This window comes from Ligaoa zhengdingensis (assembly GCF_014384885.1).
In the GTDB taxonomy this organism is placed as follows: Bacteria; Bacillota; Clostridia; order Oscillospirales; family Ruminococcaceae; genus Ligaoa; species Ligaoa zhengdingensis.
On sequence record NZ_JACRST010000001.1, the window covers coordinates 105117 to 128989 of the forward strand.

A 23873-nucleotide genomic window follows, 5' to 3' on the forward strand; every position below is an offset into this window, starting at 1 on the left:
GGCGCAAAGCAACATACAACATTGGACGATCTTCCCTTCCCTATTTTTATCTATGGACACAATTTTATTCAGTATATCATAAGATATCATTTTTTTCAACAAATTTTTTAAAAAATCCCCGGCGGCAGCCCCAAAAGGTCGCTCGCCGGGGTCGCGCTATTTACAGGGACATGCCTAGGTTGATCGCTTCGATATTCTTTGCCTTCAGATGTTCCTTGCGGGCGGAAACGCACTTATCGATCGCTTTCAGCACCGATTCATAGGCTGAAAAGGAAGTCTCCTTGAGCAGTTTGCCTACCAAAATGATGTTTGCCAAGCCGTCCAACCCCTTTTCGGAGGCGAGCTCGGTTGCGGGCACATAAAAAACATTGACATCGCTGCGTTCGCATTTCTTTGCGATCAGCGTGCTGTCGATAATCACAGTGCCGCCGGGCACCACAGCATCGATGAATTTATCGTAGGAAGGTTCGTTCATCGCGATGAGCACATTCGGCGTAACCACCAACGGGGAGCAAATCGGTTCATCCGAAACACAGACGGAGCAGTTTGCCGTGCCGCCGCGCATCTCCGGACCGTAGGACGGCAGCCAAGAGACATTTTTCTCCTCCATCAGACCGGCATAGGCGGTCACCTTACCGGAAAACAGGATGCCCTGCCCGCCGAAGCCGGCCATAACCATGTTGTAATCAGCCATTGTTGTCCGCCTCCTTGTCTTTGTCCTTGTAGACACCGAGAGGATAATACGGGATCATATTGTCGCGCAGCCACTGGAGCGCCTCCACCGGGGTGAGGCCCCAGTTGGTCGGGCAGGAGGACAGCACTTCCACAATTGAAAATCCTTTGCCATCAATCTGGTTCTGAAACGCCTTTTTAATCGCCGCCTTCGCCTTGCGGATGTTCGGCACGCAATCCACCGAGACGCGCTCAGCGTAGTAGGTGCCGTCCAGGGTGGAAAGCATCTCGCAGACACGGATCGGATAGCCGGCCAGCTTGACGTCGCGGCCGTAAGGGGTGGTCTGCGTCACCTGACCGGGCAACGTGGTAGGCGCCATCTGGCCGCCGGTCATGCCATAGATGCAGTTGTTGACAAAGATTATGGTGATATTCTCACCGCGGGTGGCCGCATGGACGGTCTCTGCGGTGCCGATGGCGGCCAGATCGCCGTCGCCCTGATAGGTGAAGATCACCCGATCAGGCAGGCTGCGTTTCAAGCCGGTGGCAACCGCAGGCGCTCTGCCGTGGGCCGCTTCAAGCATATCACAGCGGAAATAGTCGTAAGCCATGACCGCGCAGCCGACCGGGGCGACGCCAACCGTCTTTCCCTCGCAACCGAGCTCGTCAATCGCTTCAGCCACCAATTTATGAATGATACCGTGGGTACAGCCGGGGCAATAGTGCAGCACGGCATCGGTGAGTGCATGGGGTTTTTCATAGACCACTGCCATTATTTCGCACCTCCCGCGATTTTCTTGATCTGTTCCAGTACCTCAGCCGGAGTGGGGATGATACCGCCGGTACGGCCGTAGAACTCAACCGGCACCTTGCCGTTGACCGCCAGGCGGACATCTTCCACCATCTGGCCCAGGCTCATCTCCACGCACAGCATCCTGCTGGCGGTTTCGGCGGCTTTTGCCACCGCTTTGGCCGGGAACGGCCACACGGTGATCGGACGCACCATGCCTGCCTTGATCCCCTGTTCGCGCGCAGCCTTGACTGCGGCGCGGACGATACGGGAAGTCGCGCCATAGGCAACTACGATAATATCAGCATCCTCGGTGAGGTACTCCTCCACACGCGCCTCTTTTTCCTTGATGATCTCATAACGCGCAAAGCGTTCGCGGTTGGTCCGCTCCAGCTCATCAGGCTTGAGGTAGAGGGAATTGATGATATTGTGCTCGCGTTTTCCCTGATGGCCGTTGGCTGCCCAGGGTTTTTCATGCTCGACAACCTCTTTTTCCGGGAAAACGACGGGCTCCATCATTTGGCCCAACATGCCGTCCGCCAAAATCATCGCGGGCATACGATAGGTCTCCGCGAGATCAAATGCATCAAATACGAGGTCCACCATCTCCTGAATGGTGGAGGGAGCGAACACCAGTATATGGCCGTCGCCGTGACCGGGCGCTTTGGTCGCCTGCCAGTAATCCGACTGGGAGGGTTGAATGCCGCCCAAGCCGGGGCCGCCGCGCATCACATTGATGATCAGACAGGGCAGATCGCTGCCGATCAGATAGGAAATCCCCTCTGTTTTCAGGGAGATACCCGGCGAGGACGAGGATGTCATAGCGCGCACACCGGCGGAAGCCGCACCGTAAACCATATTGATCGCACTGATTTCCGATTCCGCCTGCATATATGTACCGCCAATTTTGGGGAGACGCTTCGCCATATATGCCGCGACTTCGGTCTGCGGGGTGATCGGGTATCCGAAAAAGCGCTTGCATCCACAGCGGATGGCAGCTTCCGCGAGGGCTTCGTTGCCCTTCATCAAAACTTTTTCAGCCATTTCTGCACAACCTTCTTTCTACTTTTCTACTTTAATCGCGCTGTCTGGGCAGATGATTGCGCACATCGCACAAGCAATACAATTTGCGGGATCGAATACCCGCGCCGGATGATAACCCTTCGGGTTTAGTCTGCCTTTATCCAGTTCAATAATTTTTTTGGGGCAGGTACTGACACACAGCCCGCATCCCTTACAGATAACCTCGCTGATGGTTACCTTTGCCATAAGAACACCTCCACTTTCATTATAGCTCAACTTTTGTCTTCTCTTCCCAAGGGGGGTTGACAAAAATCTCCACCGGATAGCCATTGGACACCAGACCCGCTGCTTCCAGTTGCTTGCCCAGGCGTCTGTCGTAAGCGGTCGCAACCAATGGAAGATTGAGCCTCTGGGCGACCTCCTCTGCATACGCTATGGAAGAGATTATAGTATCAGATGTTGTCTGATAAGATACATTGGAGTTATTGACCACACCAGTAGCTTTCAGCCGGGAGGTGAATTCGATCTCGCGCAGAATCTCCGCAGCTTCTTCGGGTGTGCGGGTGAGATAACGGCAACGGTTGATCACGTAGAAATAGGCATAATCGCCGTCCTCCAAAATCTGTTGTGCATATCGGCCCAACGCGGCCGCCCCAGCGTCATCCCCGCCGACATCTATCACCGCAGTGCGGTCTTTTTGCTCCAGCACGGATGCGACCTCCGGGCCGATCGCTGGGATGTCCAGATTGGTATTGGCGTACATCGGGTTGATGGTATGGATTCCGTTCGACTCGAGGGCTTCGGTGAAGTCCGCCGAACGAAAATAAGGATTGACAATATCCAGATCAACCAAAGTGACGTCTTTCCCCTGGCGCTTCAAGTCGAGCACAAGGTTTACGGCCAGATTGGTTTTGCCACTGCCATAGTGGCCGCAGATGATATTGAGGCGTTTACAATATTGAATCACAGGGAATAACACCTTTCTCACGAGCCGGTTGTCCGGCTTTTTTGCATGGTATGCCCGGCATACCGTATATTGTAGAAACAAGGGGACTTACGATGTAACTATCATGTACTTTTTATCCGTTTCATCCTGTTAAAATCCCCTATCGAATATTGTACTATAGAACCGTCTTATGTTTCAAGCACGCGTTTTTTGGTAAATCCAGATTAACCTTTATTATAGCATCTTTTAGCGCTTCACACAACGAAAGCAGACGAAAAATAAGTGATAAGAATTCAATCACGAAAAAATTTAAAACTGTATTGATTGCACATTTTTTCACAAACCCTGTTTTTTCAAAAAAAGCGGGATTGCAAACTAATTGCAATCCCGCTTTAGATATTTATTTTCAGCGAACAGCACCGGCTGCTTCCGAATCGTTTTTCATGCCTTTGAGGCGCAAAGTGAGCTTATCCGAAATCAAAGCGATGAACTCGCTGTTGGTCGGTTTTCCGCGCTGATTGTGAATGGTATAGCCGAAATAGCTGTTAAGGGTATCCACATCACCGCGGTCCCACGCGACCTCAATCGCATGGCGAATAGCGCGCTCGACACGGGAGGATGTTGTATTAAACCGCTTCGCAACGGTTGGATAAAGCTGCTTGGTCACCGAATTGATGATATCGTGATCCTCGATACAGAGCATGATCGATTCCCGAAGATAATGATAACCCTTGATGTGGGCCGGAACGCCGATCTGATGGATGATCTCGGTCACCATCATCTCGATATCCGGTTCGGATTTCACAAACGGAAGCACTGGTGCGTTTCCAGAGGCGCCTTGGCGGCGCGCCCCTGTGATTTGAATCATCCGCTCCGCGAGCACTTCTATGTCAAACGGCTTGAGGAAGAAATAAGATGCGCCGGAATCCATGACCTCTTTTTGCAGGGTGGGATTGTCAAAAGTTGACATCACCATAAACAGGGGCTTTGCCACTCCGTTGGCTTTGACCTGTTTCATGACAGAAATTGCATCGAAATACGGCATAAAAATGTCGCATAGGACAACATCAGGCTTGATCTCCTCAATCTTTTCTAACAGTGCGGCTCCATCCTTCTCAAGGACACAAGTTTCAAATCCGTAGGTTTTCAGTAAGTTGGAACAGGGCACCGAAAAATCTTTGTTGTCATCCGCAATAATTACTTTAAGCCTGCTTTCCATAATAAACCTCCAAAAATTCTCTGTTATTTCCGTCCCCTACAGATTACCATAAATTACCAAATTTGGCAACATATTTTTCAAAATTTCTTATCATCATTATTTATAACATTCACATAAAAATTTGTCAAATATCACGATGCGGCGGACATGGCATTTTCAACATTGTCGATGGAATAGTACATATTTTCTGCAAATATGCCGAATCCGCGTGTCGGATCATTGACAAACACATGCGTTACAGCACCAATCAGCTTGCCATCCTGCAATATCGGGCTGCCGCTCATTCCCTGTACGATACCGCCGGTTTTTGCCAAAAGTTCGGGGTCTGTGATGCGGATTACCATATTTTTTGTCGGGTTGTTATCGCCAAAATTCACCTTTTCAATTAAGATGTCATACTCCTGCGGCGTGCTTCCATTCAATGTGGTCAATATGGTGGCTGGAGCGGCCTTAACTTCCTGACGGAAGGCAATGGGCATCAGCACGGGGGGCGTAATCTTGTTATTGAGTGTGCCATAAATACCTGTTTCCGTATTCAAATACAGGTTACCCATCTTTCCGTTTTGATAAAAGTTTCCCTGTAGTTCGCCAGGTGCGCCGCATTCCCCTTTGATACAGCCGGTAATGGTCACCTGTACCGCTTCGCCGCTCATCAACGGCAGGATTTCGCCAGTGTCCACATCGCATACAGCGTGACCCAATCCGCCAAAAACGCCCGACACAGGGTCATAGAAGGTCATGGTGCCAATTCCCGCAGAGGAGTCGCGCACCCACATGCCGGCCTTGTAGCCGCCGTCCACGGTGCTTTTGCAGGGGGTTAGGGTCACTGTCATCGGTTCATTTTTTCGCTTGAGGCTGATCTTGAGCGGTTTTCCTCCGCTCGCCTCTACTATTTCGCCAACTTGCTCATTAGAGTAGACCTCTTTTCCATCGATACGCATCACCACATCACCAATTTTTATACCGGCATTTCGCGCCGGATTGACGCTCCCAGATTCGGTGTCCATATCGCTGAGTCCGACAACCATAACCCCTTCTGTAAACATTTTAATGCCAAACGGGTTACCACAGGCAGCCACCATCTGTTTTTCTACAACCTCGACTGTCACCTGCTTGAGGGGAACCACGCCAAAAAGTTTGAGCTGCGCCTGATAGATATTACCTGATTGCGTTAACACCTGTCGGGAAGACTTCGTCTGCTCTACAGTTGCAGTAATCTCAGCCTTGGCCGGGATGGAGAAGATTCCACCCTCAGACACCATATACTTATCGGGCAGATTGCTGTTCATATAAAATAGAAAACCCAACAACAGGGCGGCGCAGCACGCCAAAATGCCTGTTGCGGCGTGAATTACCTTTCTCATTTCATTTCATCCTCACATCGTTAAAAGTATGGTTCGACAAAACTATTCTTAACGAGGCTCAGATTTTTATGAAAGGCAAAAAGTAATCAAATTGGTTAGCAATTTTGAAAAACGAAAATGTTTCTTTGACAGGGCGGTGCTAGCAAGTTAAAATGAATTTGATTTCATCTTTCTGAGGAGGGAATTGGATGAGAGTCGCAGTGATTGGGTCCCGCGATATCTGTGGATTGACCCCTGACTTTATTATACCATATCTTCCGAAAAATACCACACAATTGATCAGCGGAGGAGCGAAAGGCGTCGATTTTTTAGCACAAAAGGTCGCAGAAGCGCGATCTTTGCCCCTACTGTGTTTGCGCCCGAACTACAATCGGTACGGACGGCGCGCACCAATTTTACGCAATTATGAAATCTGCCGCCATGCGGAATTGGTGCTTGCGTTCTGGAACATGAACTCCCCGGGAACGCGTTCCGCCATTCTATATTGCATCCGCCACGGGATCCCGGTGCGGGTGATCCCAGTCGAAAAATGATGAATTGCCTCCTTAAAAATGTACAAAAGCGGAAATAATCGTCTTAAAAAATTACCAAAAAAGCAAGATAAGTGTAAGAATGCTGTTCAACTGCTGTGCTAAACTGAAGGAAAAGGAAGGTGCTCCTATGCCGCAGATCTTTGAGGAACCAGTCGGCAACTTTAATCTCAAACTTGCGACCGAATGCGCCGACGCCTTTTGTGCCTCCACCGGAATTGGTTGTGCAGTATCCGATTTATCGGGCAATGTTTTACATAATGTCGGCTACAGTTGTGCCCAATGTGGAATCTGTTCCGTTATCAAGGAAGGACGGGACCCCAAGCTGGCCTGCCGGGATGCACACCTCTACGGTATGATGCAAGCCGAGCGGTTCGGTGGAAAGTACATCTATTACTGTCCGATGGGCCTCACCTGCTTTGTGTCGCCGATTCTCAGCGAAAATGAAGGGGTGGCATTGGTCACGGCCGGTCCGTTGCTGATGGTGGAAGTGGACGACTACATCAATTTTGACCTGATGGGAAAGTTTGACCTCTCCCCTGTTCAGACAAAACAAATATTGGAGGTCGTCCAACAGATTCCATATGTCAGCCCGGAACGGGTCACCCGGATGTCCGATCTGCTCTTTTTCTCAGTGGGATTTCTCAACAATGTGGCAGCCTGCAACCAGATGCTGCAAACGCAAAACTCCGATGCGATCCAAGGTCAGATCGGAGAATTCATCCATCAGCTCAAGTTGGAAAACCAGGACGCCATTCCCCCTTACCCCTTAAAGAAGGAAAATGAGTTGATGCAGGCGATCGCAGATTCCGATCAGACAAATGCACAGAGGTTGCTCAACGAGTTACTCGGGCACATTTTCTTTTCCTCTGGCGGCGATTTTCGGATCATTAAAACGCGCGTCTACGAGTTGATCGTACTGCTTTCCCGCGCTGCCATAGAAGGCGGAGCTGAAACTACCCATGTTTTGCGGCTCAATCACCGTTATATGGGGCAGATTGAGCAGATCAGATCGGTGGATGAGCTCTGCTATTGGTTGTCAGGCGTGATGAACAGCTATACTGATCTTGTCTTTAAGTTTATTGATGTCAAACACGTGGATGTGATCCGCAAGGCGGCCGAATATATTCGAAAAAACTATGCAGCCAAAATTACGTTGGAGGAGGTCGCCTCCTATGTCTACCTCTCTCCTTCCTATTTCAGCAAGGTTTTTAAAGAGGAAATGGACTGCAATTTTAACACCTATTTGAATCGGATTCGCATCGAAAAGAGCAAAAAAATGCTGCTTTCCGATAAAATTAAAATGGTAGACATCTCTGGCTTGGTCGGTTTTGAAGATCAGAGCTATTTTTCCAAGGTCTTTAAAAAGCTGACCGGAGTCACACCGGGCAAATATCGCGAGTCGCGCGGGCGTATCAGTCCGCTGAATCAAAACAAAGAGAAAATTTAGAAAAAGGGAGTCAGTCTATATGAGTATTTTAACCGAAATCTCTGAGAATCTGCAAAGGGGTAAGGCCAAAATCGTCAAACAGCTTGTGGAGGACGCCATCGCACAGGGCATTTCTGCAAAGGAAATCCTGGAGGACGGCCTGCTGTCCGGCATGGGTATTATCGGCGAAAAGTTTAAAAACAACGAAGTCTATGTCCCCGAGGTTTTGATCGCAGCGCGCGCTATGAACGCTGGCGCCACCCTGCTGAAGCCCCTGTTGACGGAGGCTGGCGTTGAGGCGAGCGGAAAGGTGTGCATCGGCACGGTCAAGGGCGACCTGCATGATATCGGCAAAAACTTGGTCAAAATGATGATGGAGGGCAAGGGTCTCGAAGTGATCGATCTCGGCACCGATGTCGAGCCCGAAAAATATATCGAGACAGCTATCAACGAAGGATGTACTGTCATCTGTTGCTCTGCACTGCTCACCACGACCATGGGCGTTATGAAGGACGTTGTGGCCGCGGCTGAAACCGCCGGAGTGCGTGACAAAGTCAAAATCATGGTCGGCGGCGCGCCGGTAACCGACGCATTCTGCCAGCAGATCGGCGCAGACAGATACACCCCGGACGCTTCCACCGCGGCAGAAGTTGCAGTTGAACTTTGCCGCGCATAATCCGAAGCAATAGAATTTTGAAAGAGAGGATGCGTCCCATCCTCTCTTTTTCTTTGCAACAAGCGCCCCCGCGGACCTTTTGGTTCTGCGGGGGCGCTGTAATTTATGGGGTATTATTTTTTGCTGTCCTGCTTTTTCTTGATGATAGCCAGCGACACTGCGCCGGTGATCGCCGCAACACCGATTGCTGCAACGATCCAGACAAACAGCATATTGCTCTGAGCCACCGGTTCGGGCTCAACCTGCGCTGAGGGGGCCTCAGGCGCTGCAGGAACCACAGGCTCAATCACGGCAGGAGCCTCGGGGAGAACGGGCTCCGCCGGTACAGCCGCTTCTGGGGCCACCGGAGCAGCCTCCGCAGGCGCTTCGCCGCCCGTCTCCGGGTTGACGGCAGCACTGATCTTGCCGCCGGTCGTGGGCTCTGTCTGTGCGGATGCCGCCATAGCGATGATCTCATCCGCTGTATAATAGACCGCCGCCGCACTGTAGCCCTGAAGGCCGGTTCCATTGAGGGTTACATCCTTGCCCTTCACAGCGATGACAAGGTTGATATTTTTGCCTTTGAGCGCGTCGATCACATTTGCAGGCAACATCGCACCGTCTTCCAGCTCCGCGTTCACAGAACCCCCCTCAACGATAGATTCGATCTTTTCCTTGACGCCAGCCCAATATTCGCTGTTGTCCACCTTTGCAACCGAGCCCTTCGACGGTTTGCTCGGCGTGGGCTGGGGCTTCACATCCGGTTTTTCATCGGGATCGTCCGCATTCAGGACGAGGCCGTTCAGCCCTGCCCACAGTTTGCTTTGGAGGATCGTTTCATCTGCTTCGGTATAATCCTCGGATTCGATCGCAGCTTCCGCCTCTTCAATCGCGTCCAACAAAGTATTGACGCTCTCCTCAGTATATTCCGTCAGATCGATCATTTCCATTTCGGCTTTGACCGCCTTGATTTCCTTGGCCAGGCGGACCTTCGACACACCGATGGTCAGGTCTTTTGCCATTTGATCAACAGCCTCCTGCTCGGCTTCAGGATCGTCCATCAAGCTGTTTGCGCTCTCCAGCAGCGCGTTCAGCGCGGCCAGGGTTTCCTCGTCGTATTTGCCGCTCGAGATGATATCGTTTGCCAGATTGAGGGATGCTTCCAGCAGGTCCTTATTGGCCAGCTTCTGCAAGCCGTTCACGGCATCGGCGAGCTGATCGTATGCATCCTGGATGTCCTCGTCGGTCGCGTCGGTATCAGCTTCCACCTCTTGGGCTTTGAGCAACGCCTCCTCCAGAAGGGCCAGCGTACTCGGTTTGTAATCGTCGCCCAGCGCCTCCACCGCACGGATGAGTGCCGTGAGGTAATCGCGGTTCGCGCGGTCAACCACCGACGTGATGGTTGTCATCACATCGGTATACATCGCATTGACCTGCTCTTGGGTGGCGGAATCATCTTCCAGGAGCTTGTTCGCCGCCTTAATCACCGCCTCCAGAGCTTCGACCGAAGATCCGGTCAATTCGGAGCTAAATTCGTCGATCGTCTGCTGCGCCAGGTCCACAGCGAGCTGCAAAAGGCTCTTGTCCACAGCAAAGGTCAACCCGTCGCGTGCCTTCACCAACGCGAGATATGCCTCGTAGACCTCCTGCTGAGTCGCAGATTCGCTGTCCACTACAGACTGCGCAGCATTCAGTGCGTCAATCAACGCATCGTAACTTTCTTTAGTAAAGCGATTCTGCTCATATTTGCCGTCGATCGCTGTAATCAAGGCCTCGAGGAAGCTCTTGTCCACATCCGGGACATCGGGATCAGCCGCAATCAGGCCGGATGCCGCTTCTTCCAAGTCGGCTTTCGCCTGTTCCAATTCCGCAGCGGTGTTGCTCAGTTTGTCCAGCGCATCCTTGGCGGCCTGTAATTTTTCTGCAAACGGAGCCCAAGTGTCCGCTGTATAATCCTTCTCCAGGCGATCTTTATTCTGGTCGTAAACAGCCTGGAGGGCATTGTACGCTTCCACAACAGCCAATTCGTTCGCGATGGTGGAGCTTTCCAGCTCAGGATACTGCCCATCCTCCAGCGACCAAACGGAAGAATCATAACCGCTGAGAGCGCCGCCCGCACGATAGGTCGCTGCGGAGCTCAGGTCGGGAAGGCTCACTTCAACAACAGAATGTACGCTGTTGCCGATTGAAACGATCCCCTGAGCGCCCGCGCTGCCGGAGAAGGAGCCGAAGTTACGCCCAAACAGGGAGCCGGCCATCTCACCGCCATCGACGGAACCGGTAGCGAAGCTGCTCTTTACATTGGCTTTGTTGTTGTTGCGTCCAACGAATCCGCCCACACTGGTTTCACCAGAAACCGCACCGGTGGCGAAGCACTGGGTCAATGCGCCGTCATTGTGACCGGCAAAGCCGCCGATATCCACACGGCCGGTGACATCGCCAGTGGCAAAGCATTGATTCATCGGAGAGGTGGAGTTGTTGCCGTAGTTGCGCCCGATATGGCCGGCAAAACCGCCCACATAGGAGACGCCTTCGACTGTGCCGCTGGCCATACTGTTGCTGACCGTAGCGCAGTCGTTCTGACCCACGAGACCGCCCACATTGGTAAAGCCTGTCACCACAACCTGTGCGGAGCATCCATCGATGATCCCTTTGTTGTTGAGATCGATTGTTCCAACGTTGCCGCTGTTGACACCGACCAAGCCGCCGACGCTGTCGCCGCCAACAGAGGCAACAGTGCCGATCGCATGGCTGTCGCTGATTTTTCCGGTGTTCTGGCCAATCAGAGCGCCGCCCGCCGCATAGGTAGTGACATCGCCGCTGACAGTGCAATCGGTGACGACGCCCTCGTTGCGCCCAGCAAGGATGCCGGTGTAGATGCGGCCGGAGACCTCAGCGCCGCGCACCGTCAGGTTGGAAACACTCGCCCCAGCGCCGATCACGCCGAACAGGCCCACATCCAGCGCGTCAGGACGTTCAGAGGTCAGGTTTGCGATCACATGGCCGTTGCCGTTGAAGCTGCCGGTAAACGGCGCTTCTTTGGTGCCGATGGGCACCCAGTTCTCCACTTCGGAGAGGTCAATATCCGCTTCCAGCGTGTAGTTGCCGGAGAGATCGTTGCGAATCTGCATGACCTGCTGCGCCGAGGTGATCTTGCCATCCATGATCGGCTCGAGCTCCTCGACCTCAGCGTCAGGTTCCACCGCCGGGAGTCCAACCGCCTCCTCCGCCTCGTACAAATAGATGTTGCCGTAGGAGTGCGGGCCTCCATGTGTGTCGCGGTCAAACGAAAGCATGTAATACCGCATGACGCCCGTATCCTCATCCTCGAGCGGAATAATGACCGGCCACACATTGTAGGAACGCGGGGAACTCTGGATTTTCAGGGTCGCTGCCTTGGTCATTTCGGGGTAGTAGAGCGCCTCACAGTTGTCGGTGTTGCGCCCGAAGAACACATAATACTGGCCGTCCAGCTTTTGCAGTTGGATACCGGTGCAGGGGATTTCCGCGTAGCGGGCAATCTCGGTGTATTCGCCGTCCCAACTGTCTGCCTCGAACAGGGGAAGCTGGTAGCCGCCGTCGCGCGCATGGCACATCACCAGCCGCCATTTACCCACCTCTTCATCGAAGATGAGGGAGGCGTCCTCCTCATTGCCAACCGAACCGGGATAATTAACCTTCTGCACATCGACGAACTGGAAGCCAGCGGTCCGTGGATCCTCCGGAATCAGTCCCGAGCAGACCTGGTGATTGTTGATATGGCTGGTGGTCATCACAATCCAATTGCCACTCGTCTCATCGTAGATGATATCTGAAGCGTGATACGGGCCGTAGCGCCGCACGCCACCCTGGCAGAGGTTAAATGCCATCGTTCCCACCAGCTCCAGCTCGTTGGTGGCGAGGTCCAGGCTGTAGATACCCTGGTAGCTGGAATTGATACTGTAGCCCCGGGTGGTCATGGCGATCCAGATTTTGCTGCCTTCGCGCAAGATTTCACCCTTTTGGTTGTGCAGCGGTTTGGGGTCAGCCTGCGCTGCACCGCCGGTGAGGTAATGGTTCGCCCCGCCGATCTTCGCGCTGCTGCCAGGCTGCGCGTTGTAACCCAGATAAGCCTTATAGCCGGACAACACATCCGGATTAGAAAAATCTATTTTGAGGTCAATGTCATAACCGCCCCCATTGGTGAGCGTGGCCTTGCCGTCCTGTACGAGCCACACGTTGAGGTAGCCCGTACCAGTGCCCGCGTTGATTCCGCTCACCGCTGATTTCGCCGCGAAATCAGCGCGGATGGTGTACGGCAGGGAGAATTCGCCGCTTGCCAACACGCGGCTGGAAACCAGTTCTCCACCGGAATACGCCTCCATTTTGAGTTCGCCGCTATGTACGTCGGGGTCATCTACCGGCTCCTGATACCAAATCTTTGCGTCAGAGAAGCGGATGGCGCCATTGTTGACAAAGCGTGCGCCCACCGCAAATTCGAGGCTGTTCATTACGGCCGTATTGGTGAGATCGAATTTACTGCTCACGTCGTAGGTCACGGAGCCTTCCACCGTGCCGTCCATCGACACACGGGAGAGGATCACGTTTTTCCCCCGTACCTCCATGCGCAGCTTGTAAGGATAAGACGCGGTGGGAAGGGACAGGCTGCCCCCGTTTTGCGCGCCGTTGAAACCGGTTTTGTACATCTCGTAGTTGCAGTTCCCGTTGATGCGGGAAACAAACAGGATGCGGTTGTTGGCGTCCTGCCGCAACTCCGCCAGCACATAGGCGTTATTACTCACACCGCCGTTGTCCTGGCCGGAGATGGTCACCTCGTGAACCAACCCCTGACGAGCCTTGCCGACCGCGACAAAGCTCTCGCAGGCGCTGGTGCTGGTCTCATCCCACTGCATCACCAGCTCGCCGTCAGCGTTGTTGCTCATCAGTACGGTTTTGTCGTTCTTGCTGATCATATCGTCGTACCGGGTCAGCTTGGAGACATCGCTCAAATCGAGATCCACCTGGCCGTCGGTCTTTTCGCCATAGACGCGGGCAGCCGAGTATTCCACCGATTGATTCGGTTGAATCCGCCCGCCGATAACAAATTCAAAATCTTTAATCACATCAGGATCGGAGAGATCGAACACACCGCTGACATCCACCGACTGGGAGAAATCCGTTTCTCCTGCACTGTCGCGGCTGAAAACGATATTTTTGTCCTGAATCTCCAGACGCATGACATACGGCTCGCCGATGGTGAGCTTTTTGGCGGGGGAAAACGTACCGCTCGCCATACTTGTGCCGTCCTTAAAAATTTCGTAGCTGACACTGCCGTTGTTGGAGCGCTGCACAAAGAAAATGCCGTTTTTGGCGTCCTTGCGCAGTTTGACGATCAGGTTGGCATAACCGGTGGTCTGCCCAGATACGGTTGCCTCGTAGATTGCGCCCTGTTTTGCACCGCTGACCGGCACAAAGCTTTCGCCTACCGCTGAACCGCCGGTAAACTTGATCCCGCCTTCCGTCTTATCCACCGTCAGCGGAACGCCAACATCATCGTAAACACCGGTGATGCCCAACAGGTCTGGATTGGACATATCAAGCTCGGTGCGGGCATCGAACACCTGCGCGGAGGAGAACTCCACCGACTGATTGGGGTCGATGCGCCCGCCGATGACAAATTCAAAATCCTTGATAACATCGGGATCGGAGAAATCGAACACATCGCTGACGTCCACCGACTTCGACATGTCGATATTTTCACCGGAGATGCGGCTGAACACCAGGTTCTCGCCCTGAATTTCAATTCGCATCGTGTAGGGGCTCACGGGATGCGCCGTGGAGGCCGCCAGGAAGGTTCCCCTGGCCTTGCTGGAACCGTCCTTAAAAATCTCGTAGGAGCATTCGCCGCTATCCGCTTTCTGTACAAAGAAGATGCCGTTTTTGGCATCCTTGCGCAGTTTGACAATCAGGTTGGCGTAGCCGGTGGTCTGCGATGAAACGGTCGCCTCATACGCATAGCCCTGGCGCGCTGCGCCGACCGGCACAAAGCTTTCGCCGCGGCCGGTATCCCCTGCAAACTTAATGCCGCTTTCTGTCTTAGTGACGCTCAAATAGGGGGCATTGTCGTCGTAAACGCCAGTTTTAGAGAGAAGGTCGGCGTCGGACATGTCCAATTCTGAGACCAAACTTTCCGCAATTTCGCCAAACTCCGGCTTTTCGGTGTTGACTGCGGTGTTGGTTTGTGTGATGATAACCTTGTTGTTTTCATCCTTGACCAGCTCGAGGCTGACATCAGTGCCCCGGGCCTGCTCGGTCACCTCGATATCGTACGCGCCGTAAGGGGTATGGTCACCGATCAGCAGACGGCCGGATGTCTCCTCTTCCGTTTCGTTTTGCAGCACCAGTTGTCCATCCTGTACGCTGATGCCCTCCGTGCCCGCCGCTGTGTCAAAGTCCAACTCGTCCAGCGTGAGCTGTGTGTTGAACATATTGCGGTGGGTCCAAACCTTGCGGAAGTTTAAGTCTCCCGGCGTAAGCCTGCCGTCGCCGTCTGTGGCATAAGCCGGTGCAGATATTGTTGGCAACGCCAATGCAACCGCCAGTAACAGTGCGATTTTCCTTTTCATTCCTCTTCCTCCTGTTGTTTTTGGGATATATTGCATTATTGTTCATTATATCACGTTGCTCTTTGGGAATCTTTATGATTTTTTAATCATTTTTTGCGATATTGTAAGAATACAGGAGGAATGAAAAAACAATCGACGCGGCGCCAAAAATATATTTGGGATAAATCTTTCGTTTTTTGAAGTCGATCAAATTATAGCCTCGTTGTATGGGATGTACAGCGATGAAAGGCGGTGAGCACAAGCGGATCATGACAAATGAACAGTTTTCACAATTGGTCGAGCGCTATGAAAAGCTGGTGTTTACCATCTGCTATCAAATGATCCATGATTATCAGGAAGCGCAGAACCTGGCGCAGGAAACCTTTCTTTCCGCGTACAAGCATCGGGACAGCTGTCCACCCGAGAATATGAAGCCCTGGTTGGCCCGCATCGCCACCAACAAGGCCAAGGATCACCTCAAAAGCGCATACATGCGCCGGGTGGTGGTCAGCGGCGACGACACCTTTGAGGGTATTCCCGCCACAGATACACCGGATCAGATCTATGTTTCCAATGAAGCGATAGAATTGGTCCGTGACAAAATTGAAGCGCTGAAGGAACCTTATCACATGGTCTCCGTCCTCTATTTTCTTCGGGAAAAGAATGTGGACGAAATTGCACTGGCATTGGGTCGGCCGAGAAAAACCGTGCAAACCCAAATTTACCGCGCAAAACTATTGTTGCAGCAGCAACTGGGAAAGGAGGGAAAACAGACATGAAGGAATACTTTACTCCCGACGGGCATCTCACAGACCAGGCCCTGCGGGATTTGATCGCCGAACTGCCCGAGGAGCTGGAACGGCTGGAAATCGCGGAACATCTATCGTTTTGCGACCGCTGTACCGAGCGATACACCGATTTACTGTGTGAAGATTGTCTGCTCGAACCTCCAGAGCCGTTACGCCCTGGTGTGATGAAACGCATCCGCCAGCGGGCGCGCGTAATTTTTTTAAATCGTTACGTGGCGGCCGGGTTCGCCGCCTGCTTCACCATGATTCTCTGGCTGAGCGGTGCATTTCAGATGAAGCTGCCGGCAACAGACACCCCGGCGATTATGGGGATTCCGCAGAGTTTCACCGGAAAAACCGCCGAACTGAGCCAACAGTTCACCGACGGCGTCAACAAATTTTTCATCAGCTTTGATTTGAAGGGAGTTTTCCAGAATGAGAAAAAGTAGCTTTTTAACCTTTTGCTTCGCGTTTATCCCCGGCGCCGGCCAGATGTATTTGGGCATGATGAAAAAGGGTGTGTCAATTATGTTGACTTTCTCCGTCATCGTGGCGCTCGCCGGATTTCTGAATCTTGGTTTTCTGACGGTTTTGCTGCCGGTCCTGTGGTTTTACTCGTTCTTCGATACTTTTAATATCAAGAGCATGACTTATGAAGAGCGTATGTCCTGTGAAGACCGCTTCTTATTTGATCTGGATCGGATGTTCCGCAAGGATTGGATGGGTATTATGAAAAAACGTCATGCCCTTGCGGGTGGCATCTGCATCTTTCTCGGTATCTATATGATCTACAATTCCTTCTTGCGCTCCTTCCTGTGGGAGCTCGAGGATTATTTCCCCTGGGTCGCCCACCTGATGCGCAGTTTGCCCACCCTGATTGTGGCCATTGCGGTGATCATCCTCGGCTTCTGGCTGGTTGCAGGCGGCCGCAAAAAGGCGGCTTCCCCGGACGCGCAGGAGGATGACTTTGTTGAATACGGAGGAGACAACCATGAGACTTAACGAATATGAAAACACCGCAGCAGAACAGGAGCAGCAGTCCGCAGCGACAGCGCCCTCTTCCCCCACTTATTCGGAAGCGTACCACAGTTCTGTATCTCAACCGCCCAAAAAGGTCCGACGGGTGGGAACCATGACCATGGGCATCGCCCTGATCGCGGCCGGCATCTGTGCAATCGTCAGCCTGTTCTGTCCCCAGTTCGATATCATCGCTGTGTTAAAGCTCGCACCCGCCGTGCTGATCTTTTTGGGTCTGGAAATTCTCATCAACTACTTTTTTCATCGGGAAGATACCCTCAAATATGATTTTCTCAGCGGTTTTGTCTGCTTCCTGCTGATCTGCGCCAGCGTGGGTGCGGTGGCGATTCCACCGATCTGGAAACAGTATGGCCCTGTGCGTTACCACCTGGAAAACGATCTCCAAGCGGATGCGGAAGCCCTCTGCTATCAGGCGCTCCAAGACTCCCCTGTGGCCTCGATCCACACCTGGTTGGAACTGCGTCAACAGATCCCTGAGGATGGAAATTTGACCCTCGCAGAGTTAAAGGCGTCCGACCGCATCGGCATCGACATCTCCCTTACCGGGACATACAAGGACAAAGCCGAATTTGCCGCGGCCTGCCAACGGGTTCTCACTGAGCTGCAAACCACCGGTTTGCGCTTCCGTTCGATCGACCTGAGCACTGCTGAGGAGCAGGAAGATTACTATTCCTATTACTTGAATCTGGGCAATGCGGTGCAGATCAACCAAAGTGTCGAATCGCTGACGCAGAGGGTTCGCGGTGACCAGCGCGATGCCGAGGAGCTCTCCCCCGAGGAGCGCATCGCGCAGGCTGAGGAGGAAATCCGCCTGGCCCGCGAAGAGCTTGGCATGGAGAAAGAAAGCGAACCGGATGAAGAACCCTCCAGCGATACTTCCAACGAGGAGGGAGCTGAATCCCTCCCACAGGACACGTCCTCCGCAGAAAGTTATGACGCATCCTCTTCTGCCCCATTGGAGACGAGCGGCGTCTATCTGCGCGACGACCAAACGGTAATCCGGCTGGAAATGGCCTGATTATAAATATCATACAATAACCCTAAACGCAAAAACACCGTTGGTCTTTCGATCAACGGTGTTTTTGTTTCTGCCCGGCCGCAGCGGTCAGGCGATATTGTTGGAAGCGAACTGGCTGTTGTAGAGCTGCGCGTAAAATCCGTTCTGTGCAAGCAATTCCTGATGGGTACCGGTCTCGACGATGTCGCCGTCCCTCAGCACCATGATGATGTCCGCATCCTTGATGGTGGATAGGCGGTGCGCGATCACAAAGCTGGTTCTGCCCTTCATCAGGTTGTGCATACCGCGCTGGATGCGCTGTTCGGTGCGGGTGTCGACCGAACTGGTCGCCTCATCCAGAATCAAAATCTTGGGCTCGGAGAGGATTGCTCGGGCGATGGTGAGCAACTGACGCTGTCCCTGCGAGATATTGGATGCATCCTCATTGAGCACAAAGTCATAACCACCCGGAAGCTGCATAATAAACTTGTGGGCGTGGGCCGACTTCGCGGCGGCCTGTACCTCCTCAAAGCTGGCGCCCAACCGGCCGTATTCGATATTTTCGCGGATCGTACCCTTGAACAGCCAGGTATCCTGCAACACCATGCCGAACTGATCGCGAAGGTCGGCGCGCCTGAGATCGCGGATATCCACCCCGTCGATGGCGATGCTTCCTCCATTGATCTCATAGAACCGCATCAACAAATTGACAATGGTGGTCTTGCCAGCGCCGGTGGGCCCGACGATCGCCACCTGTTCCCCGTTGTGTACATGGATGTTGAGGTCGTGAATGAGCGTGCGCTCCTGGTTATAGCCGAACGAGACATGGGTAAAATCGACGTTGCCCTGCACATTCTCCAGCTTCGCCGCCGGTTCCTTGTCGGGCAGCTCCTCCTCCTCGTCGAGCAGTTCGAAGATGCGCTCAGCCGCCGCGCCCGTGGACTGCAACAGATTCATAATTTGAGAGGTCTGCACAATCGGTTGGGTGAATTGGCGCATATACTGGATGAACGACTGAATGCTGCCCACATAGATGCGGCCGCTGATGACCCCGAGGCCGCCGAGGATCGCAATCAGGGCATAGCCGATGTTGCCGATCAGACTGATAAACGGCATCATAATACTGGAAAGAAACTGCGCCTTCCAGCCGTAATTGTAGAGGCGATCGTTGATCTGGTCAAAGGTCTCGATCACCTGCTCCTCGCGGTTGAACACCTTGATGACATTGTGGCCGGTGTACATCTCCTCCACATGCCCGTTGATGTCGCCGATGGCCTTCTGCTGCCCACGGAACAGTCCCTGGGATTTCCGCACCACGCCGATCGAAACCAGGAAGGAGAACGGCAGGGTACACAGAGCCACCGCGGTCAGGATAGGGCTGATGCTTATCATCATGATGAGGATGCCGACGATGGTGGTCGCCGAGGTGATAATCTGGGTGATACCCTGCTGCAGCGATTGCTGTACTGTATCCACATCGTTGGTGACGCGGCTGAGCACATCGCCAAAGGTGCGGGTATCAAAATAGTTGAGCGGCAGACGGCTGATCTTTTCATCCACCGCTTTACGCAGCGTATACATCGTCTTTTGCGATACCCCGGCCATCAGATATTGCTCGAGATATTTGAACAGCGCCGAAAACAGGTAAAGTGCGCCCAACCCGAGCAGAATCTTGCCGATCAGGGCGAGATCAACTCCCGTTCCACCGTTCGCAGCATCGACGATGCCGCGGTGCAGCTCGTTGGTTGTGAGACCCAGCACCAATGGCGCCAATACAGTGGCCACAGTAGCCAGAATAGCGAAGATGACGACCAATGTAAAACCAACTTTGTATTGGCCGATGTAGCGGAACAGGCGCTTATAGGTCCCCTTCAGGTCCTTGGCCCGTTCGTCGGTAAACTCAATACCTCTGTGCTTTGCCATTACGCCTTGCCCCCTTTCGTGAGTTCTTCCTCTGAAAATTGCGACGACACGATCTCCTGATAAACCTCGCAATTTTCCAGCAGCTGCTGGTGGGTGCCCTCGCCGGCCACACGGCCCTCGTCCAGCACCAGAATACGGTCGGAATCCATGATAGTGCTCACGCGCTGTGCCACAATGATTACAGTGGCGTCCTTTGTTACGGGCTTGAGGGCCTTGCGCAACTGAGCATCGGTTTTGAAGTCGAGCGCGGAGAAGCTATCGTCAAAAATATAGATTTCGGGGCGTTTTGCCAATGCGCGGGCGATCGAAAGGCGCTGTTTCTGGCCGCCTGAGACATTGGTGCCGCCCTGTGCGATATGTTCGCCCAACTGTTTTGGTTTTTCCTCGATGAAATCCCACGCCTGAGCGAGCTGTGCCGCCCGTTTGAGGTCCTCGTCTCCTGCGGTTTCGTCGCCATATCGGATGTTGTCTGCGATGGTTCCGCTGAACAGAACTGCCTTTTGCGGCACATAACCGATCTTATCGCGCAGGGTCTTGGTGTCGTACTCCCGCACGTCCACTCTGTCCACCAAAACCTGACCCTCAGTTGCGTCGTACAACCGCGGAATCAAATTGACCAGCGTAGTTTTGCCGCTGCCGGTGCTGCCGATGATCGCGGTGGTCTCACCCGGCTTAGCAGAAAAGGAGATATGGGAGAGCGCTGCCTCCTCAGCATTGTCAAAGCTGAAGCTGACATCGCGAAACTCGACATATCCGCGGCTTTGGCCAATTTCGACTGGGGTTTCCGGCTCGGTGATGGAAAGCTCGGTCGAGAGCACCTCGTTGATGCGCTCCGCCGAAGCGGTCGCGCGGGGCATCATCACAAAGATCATCGAAAGCATGGTCAGCGACATCATAATCTGCATAACATACTGGATCACCGCGACTACGTCGCCATCGAGCAGAGAACCTGCGGCCACCCAGCGGGAACCGACTGCCACAATTGCAATGGTGGTGGCGTTCATTACCAGCATGACGGTGGGCATCAGCAATGTCATCATCCTCTGCATCTTGAGTGTGGTCTTGGTGAGATCGATGTTAGCGGCATCGAACCGTTTTTTCTCATGCTCATCGGTGTTGAATGCACGGATCACGCGGATACCGGTGAGCTTCTCACGCATGACGCGGTTGACGTTATCCAGCTTCTTCTGCATGGTCTGAGACAACGGCATGGCCTTGCGGGCGATCAAGAAGACAACCGTTATCAAAACAGCCATAGAGGCGAAGATGATCGCGGAGAGGCCCGCATTTTTACTCACCGCCATGATAATGCCGCCTACCGCCATGATCGGCGCTTGCAGCACCACGCGCATAAACATCATCATAAACTGCTGCACCTGATTGATGTCGTTGGTGGTGCGTGTGATGAGCGATGCGGTGCCGAATTGGTCGAATTCGTGCAGTGAAAAGCTCTCCACCTTTATAAACACCTTGCGGCGCAGATTGCGCCCAATCCCAGTGGACATGCGAGAAGACAGAAAGCCGTTGAACATGTTGCATATCGCGCTGAACAGTGCAAATGCGATCATCAACAGGCCAATCTCCACAATGTAAGCGGTGTTTTCCTCCACAATACCTTTATTGATGATATTAGAAAGGAGATTGGGCAGCTGCAAATCCGCCAACACACTGCAAAAAGTGAAAATTACAATTCCAAGCACCGTCCAACCGAACGGCTTCATTTCTTTCAAGATGGTACGCATAGGATTCCCCCTTTAACGTTTGTAGACTCTGCTATAATAATCCTTGACCTTTTCCATAATTCTCAGGAGGTTTTGCGCTTCCTGTTCGCCCAAATAGTCGACCAACCCGCGAACCTCCCCGCGATGGTGTTCCATGCACTGGTGCAGCACCTCTTCGCCACGCTCCGTCAACGAGACCATGATGATACGGCGATCCCGCTCATCGTTTCCCCGTGAGACGAAGCCTTTGGCCTGTAGCCGATTGAGCACCGGCGTAATTGTGGGAGCAGCTACATTGAGCGCTTGGGCGATGTCGGTCGCACGCATCCCGGCAGGACCAGCAGAATGTACACAGAACATTACCGCGCGCTCCCCTTCCCACAGGCACTGCTCCCGGCTGGCGTGCCTACTCATATGCTGGCGGCGCATATCGCTAAAATTGATAATCAGATCCTCCACCAGTTTTTCTGTCTGGTCTTGCACTTTTTCACCTCATTTATTTAGTCTACCTAAATATTAGCATCTCTAATTATATTTTAATATTCACAAAAATGCAATGAACGAATTGTTAAAATTAAATAAAGAAGCGAGATGAAATCCCACTCTTTCAGGATTCCATCCCGCTCTGTTGTCATGATTCAATTATCATCCGTCCGCCCTTTGCCGCCGAGCCGTTTGGCCAACAACTTTTGCAGCGTCATGACGATGCCCCCGAGATTGGTGACGATCATCAGCAGCGTCAACCCGATCTCCCATGCGATCCAATAGGGCAGCTCCAGAATCATCACAGCGCACTGCGCCCCCAGCACAGCGGTGTTGAAGATCATCTTTGTGACATTCATCCGGATGCGGATATAGCGGCGCGTATCGATCGCGCGCAGAACGAACACACAGAGATATCCGACGAGGGTCGCAAAGGTCGCGCCATTCACACCATATTGGGGAATCAACAGCAGATTTAGCCCTACATTGAGGATTGCGCCCACCGCTGTTGTGACCAAAGTGAATACGCTTTTCTTCTCCGCGATATAGACCGTACCCAAAAAGGTGCCCATACAGGAGAACACCGTCGCCATCACCAGGAGTGGGATAAACTGCCAAGAAGGATAATAGGACGGGTTGGAAGTCAGCAGACGGGTGAGCAGTTTGGAAATCAGAATCAAGCCGGACGCGGCAGAAAAAAGAAGGGACTGGTAGGTGCGAAATACCTTGGTGAAAAAACGCTCCCGCGCAAGCGTCCCCTTTTCTGTCACCGCGGAAATCTGCCAAGCGTCCATAAAGATGGTGGACACCAGATTAACGATGGTCGGCACCTTGTAGGCGACGGCGAGCAGGCCGTTGGCCTGCGCCCCCATCATTTCCGTCACAATATAGCGGTCAGCCGCATTCATGATCCACCAGAAAACAGTATTGGGGATGAGCGGGATGCAGTATCGCAGCATGGCCGTAGAGGTATCCCTCCGGATGCCGCGAAACCGGATATAGCGGTAGAGCTTAGCGGTGAAAAACAAAAAGATCGAGGAAAGCAGGTCAGCGCTGAAAATCGCCATGATATAACCGTTGATGCCCCAACGGAACACGACCAGATAGAGCACATTGAACAGAATCGTGGCGATGGTACTGAGCACGCCGTCGAAAGCGTAGAGCCGCACATAACCCTTGGCGCGGACGAACTGTGAACAAAGGGAACGTGTACAGGACATCAGTACAAAGACATAGACCAATACGGTGTGCCCAGCGATACTGGGAATCATATCCAACAGCGGATAACAAGCCACCAACAGGGCAAAACCGCCGAGAATAGTAAAGATACCTGTGGAAAAGACATCGCTTTTGCGTACCGCATCATCCAGGCCAAAGCGGACCACCGCATTGATGACACCGATCGATACGATCGGAATGAGCAGGTTGCCGGTCTGCACAATCAAATCCACCACGCCGTACGATTCCGGATCCAGCACACTGGTGTAAAGCGGCATCAAAAAGAAGACAAGCACCTTGGAGCTAAAGGTGCCGATCGCAAAAATTACCGTATTGGAAATCAACTTTCTATACTTGTCCACGAAAAATCCCCTTGTCAAAAGCTGTTCGTATTATTATACCTCCTTTCGGCGAAAAATGGTATCCTTGCGAGGAAAATGTTTGAATTTTTTATAGCTTTTCGCAGCAAAGCTATAAAAAAACCGGCTCGCGG

19 protein-coding genes are annotated in these 23873 nt (G+C 52.8%); 7 read left to right on the forward strand and 12 right to left on the reverse strand.

Features of this window, described 5'->3' with window-relative positions; translation table 11 throughout:
• Positions 1 to 160: 160 nt before the first annotated feature.
• The 7 genes from H8711_RS00540 to spoIVB all read right to left on the reverse strand — a co-directional run bounded on the left by H8711_RS00540 (position 161) and on the right by spoIVB (position 6014).
• The gene (locus H8711_RS00540; RefSeq protein WP_249281576.1) at positions 161 to 694 is read right to left on the reverse strand and encodes a 2-oxoacid:ferredoxin oxidoreductase subunit gamma family protein; all 534 of its coding nucleotides are present in this window, start codon (positions 692 to 694) and stop codon (positions 161 to 163) included.
• Positions 687 to 1445 (reverse strand): thiamine pyrophosphate-dependent enzyme, encoded by a 759-nt coding sequence (locus H8711_RS00545; RefSeq protein ID WP_249281577.1) that lies wholly within the window; start codon positions 1443 to 1445, stop codon positions 687 to 689. Before H8711_RS00545 ends, H8711_RS00540 begins: the two co-directional genes overlap by 8 nt.
• The gene (locus tag H8711_RS00550) at positions 1445 to 2506 is read right to left on the reverse strand and encodes a 3-methyl-2-oxobutanoate dehydrogenase subunit VorB (protein WP_249281578.1); all 1062 of its coding nucleotides are present in this window, start codon (positions 2504 to 2506) and stop codon (positions 1445 to 1447) included. The genes H8711_RS00545 and H8711_RS00550 overlap by 1 nt, the downstream gene beginning before the upstream one ends.
• An 18-nt stretch (positions 2507 to 2524) precedes the next feature.
• Complete coding sequence (locus tag H8711_RS00555; RefSeq protein WP_249281579.1) at positions 2525 to 2731, reverse strand: 4Fe-4S dicluster domain-containing protein; 207 nt, start codon at positions 2729 to 2731, stop codon at positions 2525 to 2527.
• 19 nt (positions 2732 to 2750) lie between these two features.
• Positions 2751 to 3452, reverse strand: coding sequence for a nucleotide-binding protein (locus H8711_RS00560; protein WP_249281580.1), 702 nt, complete (start codon positions 3450 to 3452; stop codon positions 2751 to 2753).
• A gap of 385 nt (positions 3453 to 3837) precedes the next feature.
• The gene (gene spo0A, locus H8711_RS00565) at positions 3838 to 4650 is read right to left on the reverse strand and encodes a sporulation transcription factor Spo0A (RefSeq protein ID WP_249281581.1); all 813 of its coding nucleotides are present in this window, start codon (positions 4648 to 4650) and stop codon (positions 3838 to 3840) included.
• 131 nt (positions 4651 to 4781) lie between these two features.
• Positions 4782 to 6014 (reverse strand): SpoIVB peptidase, encoded by a 1233-nt coding sequence (gene spoIVB / locus H8711_RS00570; RefSeq protein WP_249281582.1) that lies wholly within the window; start codon positions 6012 to 6014, stop codon positions 4782 to 4784.
• Positions 6015 to 6202: 188 nt separating this feature from the next.
• On the opposite strand from spoIVB, the gene H8711_RS00575 reads away from it, so the two are divergent.
• From H8711_RS00575 to H8711_RS00585, 3 genes are all read left to right on the forward strand, one after another.
• Positions 6203 to 6547 carry a DUF2493 domain-containing protein gene (locus H8711_RS00575; protein WP_249281583.1) on the forward strand — a complete coding sequence of 115 codons (345 nt, stop codon included), beginning with the start codon at positions 6203 to 6205 and terminating at the stop codon, positions 6545 to 6547.
• 127 nt (positions 6548 to 6674) lie between these two features.
• Positions 6675 to 7994, forward strand: coding sequence for a helix-turn-helix domain-containing protein (locus H8711_RS00580; RefSeq protein ID WP_249281584.1), 1320 nt, complete (start codon positions 6675 to 6677; stop codon positions 7992 to 7994).
• Positions 7995 to 8013: 19 nt separating this feature from the next.
• On the forward strand, positions 8014 to 8649 hold the full coding sequence (locus tag H8711_RS00585; RefSeq protein ID WP_249281585.1) for a corrinoid protein: 636 nt from the start codon (positions 8014 to 8016) through the stop codon (positions 8647 to 8649).
• 113 nt (positions 8650 to 8762) lie between these two features.
• On the opposite strand, the gene H8711_RS00590 is transcribed toward H8711_RS00585, so the two are convergent.
• Complete coding sequence (locus tag H8711_RS00590) at positions 8763 to 15233, reverse strand: GLUG motif-containing protein (protein ID WP_249281586.1); 6471 nt, start codon at positions 15231 to 15233, stop codon at positions 8763 to 8765.
• Between the two features lie 221 nt (positions 15234 to 15454).
• Between H8711_RS00590 and H8711_RS00595 the strand changes: the two genes are divergently transcribed.
• From H8711_RS00595 to H8711_RS00610, 4 genes are all read left to right on the forward strand, one after another.
• Positions 15455 to 15991, forward strand: coding sequence for an RNA polymerase sigma factor (locus H8711_RS00595; protein ID WP_249281587.1), 537 nt, complete (start codon positions 15455 to 15457; stop codon positions 15989 to 15991).
• Positions 15988 to 16449 carry a hypothetical protein gene (locus H8711_RS00600; protein WP_249281588.1) on the forward strand — a complete coding sequence of 154 codons (462 nt, stop codon included), beginning with the start codon at positions 15988 to 15990 and terminating at the stop codon, positions 16447 to 16449. The genes H8711_RS00595 and H8711_RS00600 overlap by 4 nt, the downstream gene beginning before the upstream one ends.
• Before the next feature lie 79 nt (positions 16450 to 16528).
• Positions 16529 to 17002 (forward strand): hypothetical protein, encoded by a 474-nt coding sequence (locus H8711_RS00605; RefSeq protein ID WP_249281589.1) that lies wholly within the window; start codon positions 16529 to 16531, stop codon positions 17000 to 17002.
• On the forward strand, positions 16992 to 18056 hold the full coding sequence (locus H8711_RS00610; protein ID WP_249281590.1) for a DUF308 domain-containing protein: 1065 nt from the start codon (positions 16992 to 16994) through the stop codon (positions 18054 to 18056). Before H8711_RS00605 ends, H8711_RS00610 begins: the two co-directional genes overlap by 11 nt.
• Positions 18057 to 18143: 87 nt before the next feature.
• Here H8711_RS00610 and H8711_RS00615 read toward each other — a convergent pair whose 3' ends face one another.
• The 4 genes from H8711_RS00615 to H8711_RS00630 form a co-directional block, all read right to left on the reverse strand.
• On the reverse strand, positions 18144 to 19958 hold the full coding sequence (locus tag H8711_RS00615; RefSeq protein ID WP_249281591.1) for an ABC transporter ATP-binding protein: 1815 nt from the start codon (positions 19956 to 19958) through the stop codon (positions 18144 to 18146).
• Positions 19958 to 21700 (reverse strand): ABC transporter ATP-binding protein, encoded by a 1743-nt coding sequence (locus H8711_RS00620; protein ID WP_249281592.1) that lies wholly within the window; start codon positions 21698 to 21700, stop codon positions 19958 to 19960. The genes H8711_RS00615 and H8711_RS00620 overlap by 1 nt, the downstream gene beginning before the upstream one ends.
• 12 nt (positions 21701 to 21712) lie before the next feature.
• A complete protein-coding gene (locus H8711_RS00625) occupies positions 21713 to 22162 on the reverse strand; it encodes a MarR family transcriptional regulator (protein WP_249281593.1) in 450 nt (149 codons plus the stop codon).
• Between the two features lie 155 nt (positions 22163 to 22317).
• Positions 22318 to 23742, reverse strand: coding sequence for an oligosaccharide flippase family protein (locus tag H8711_RS00630; RefSeq protein ID WP_249281594.1), 1425 nt, complete (start codon positions 23740 to 23742; stop codon positions 22318 to 22320).
• Between the last annotated feature and the right edge of the window lie 131 nt (positions 23743 to 23873).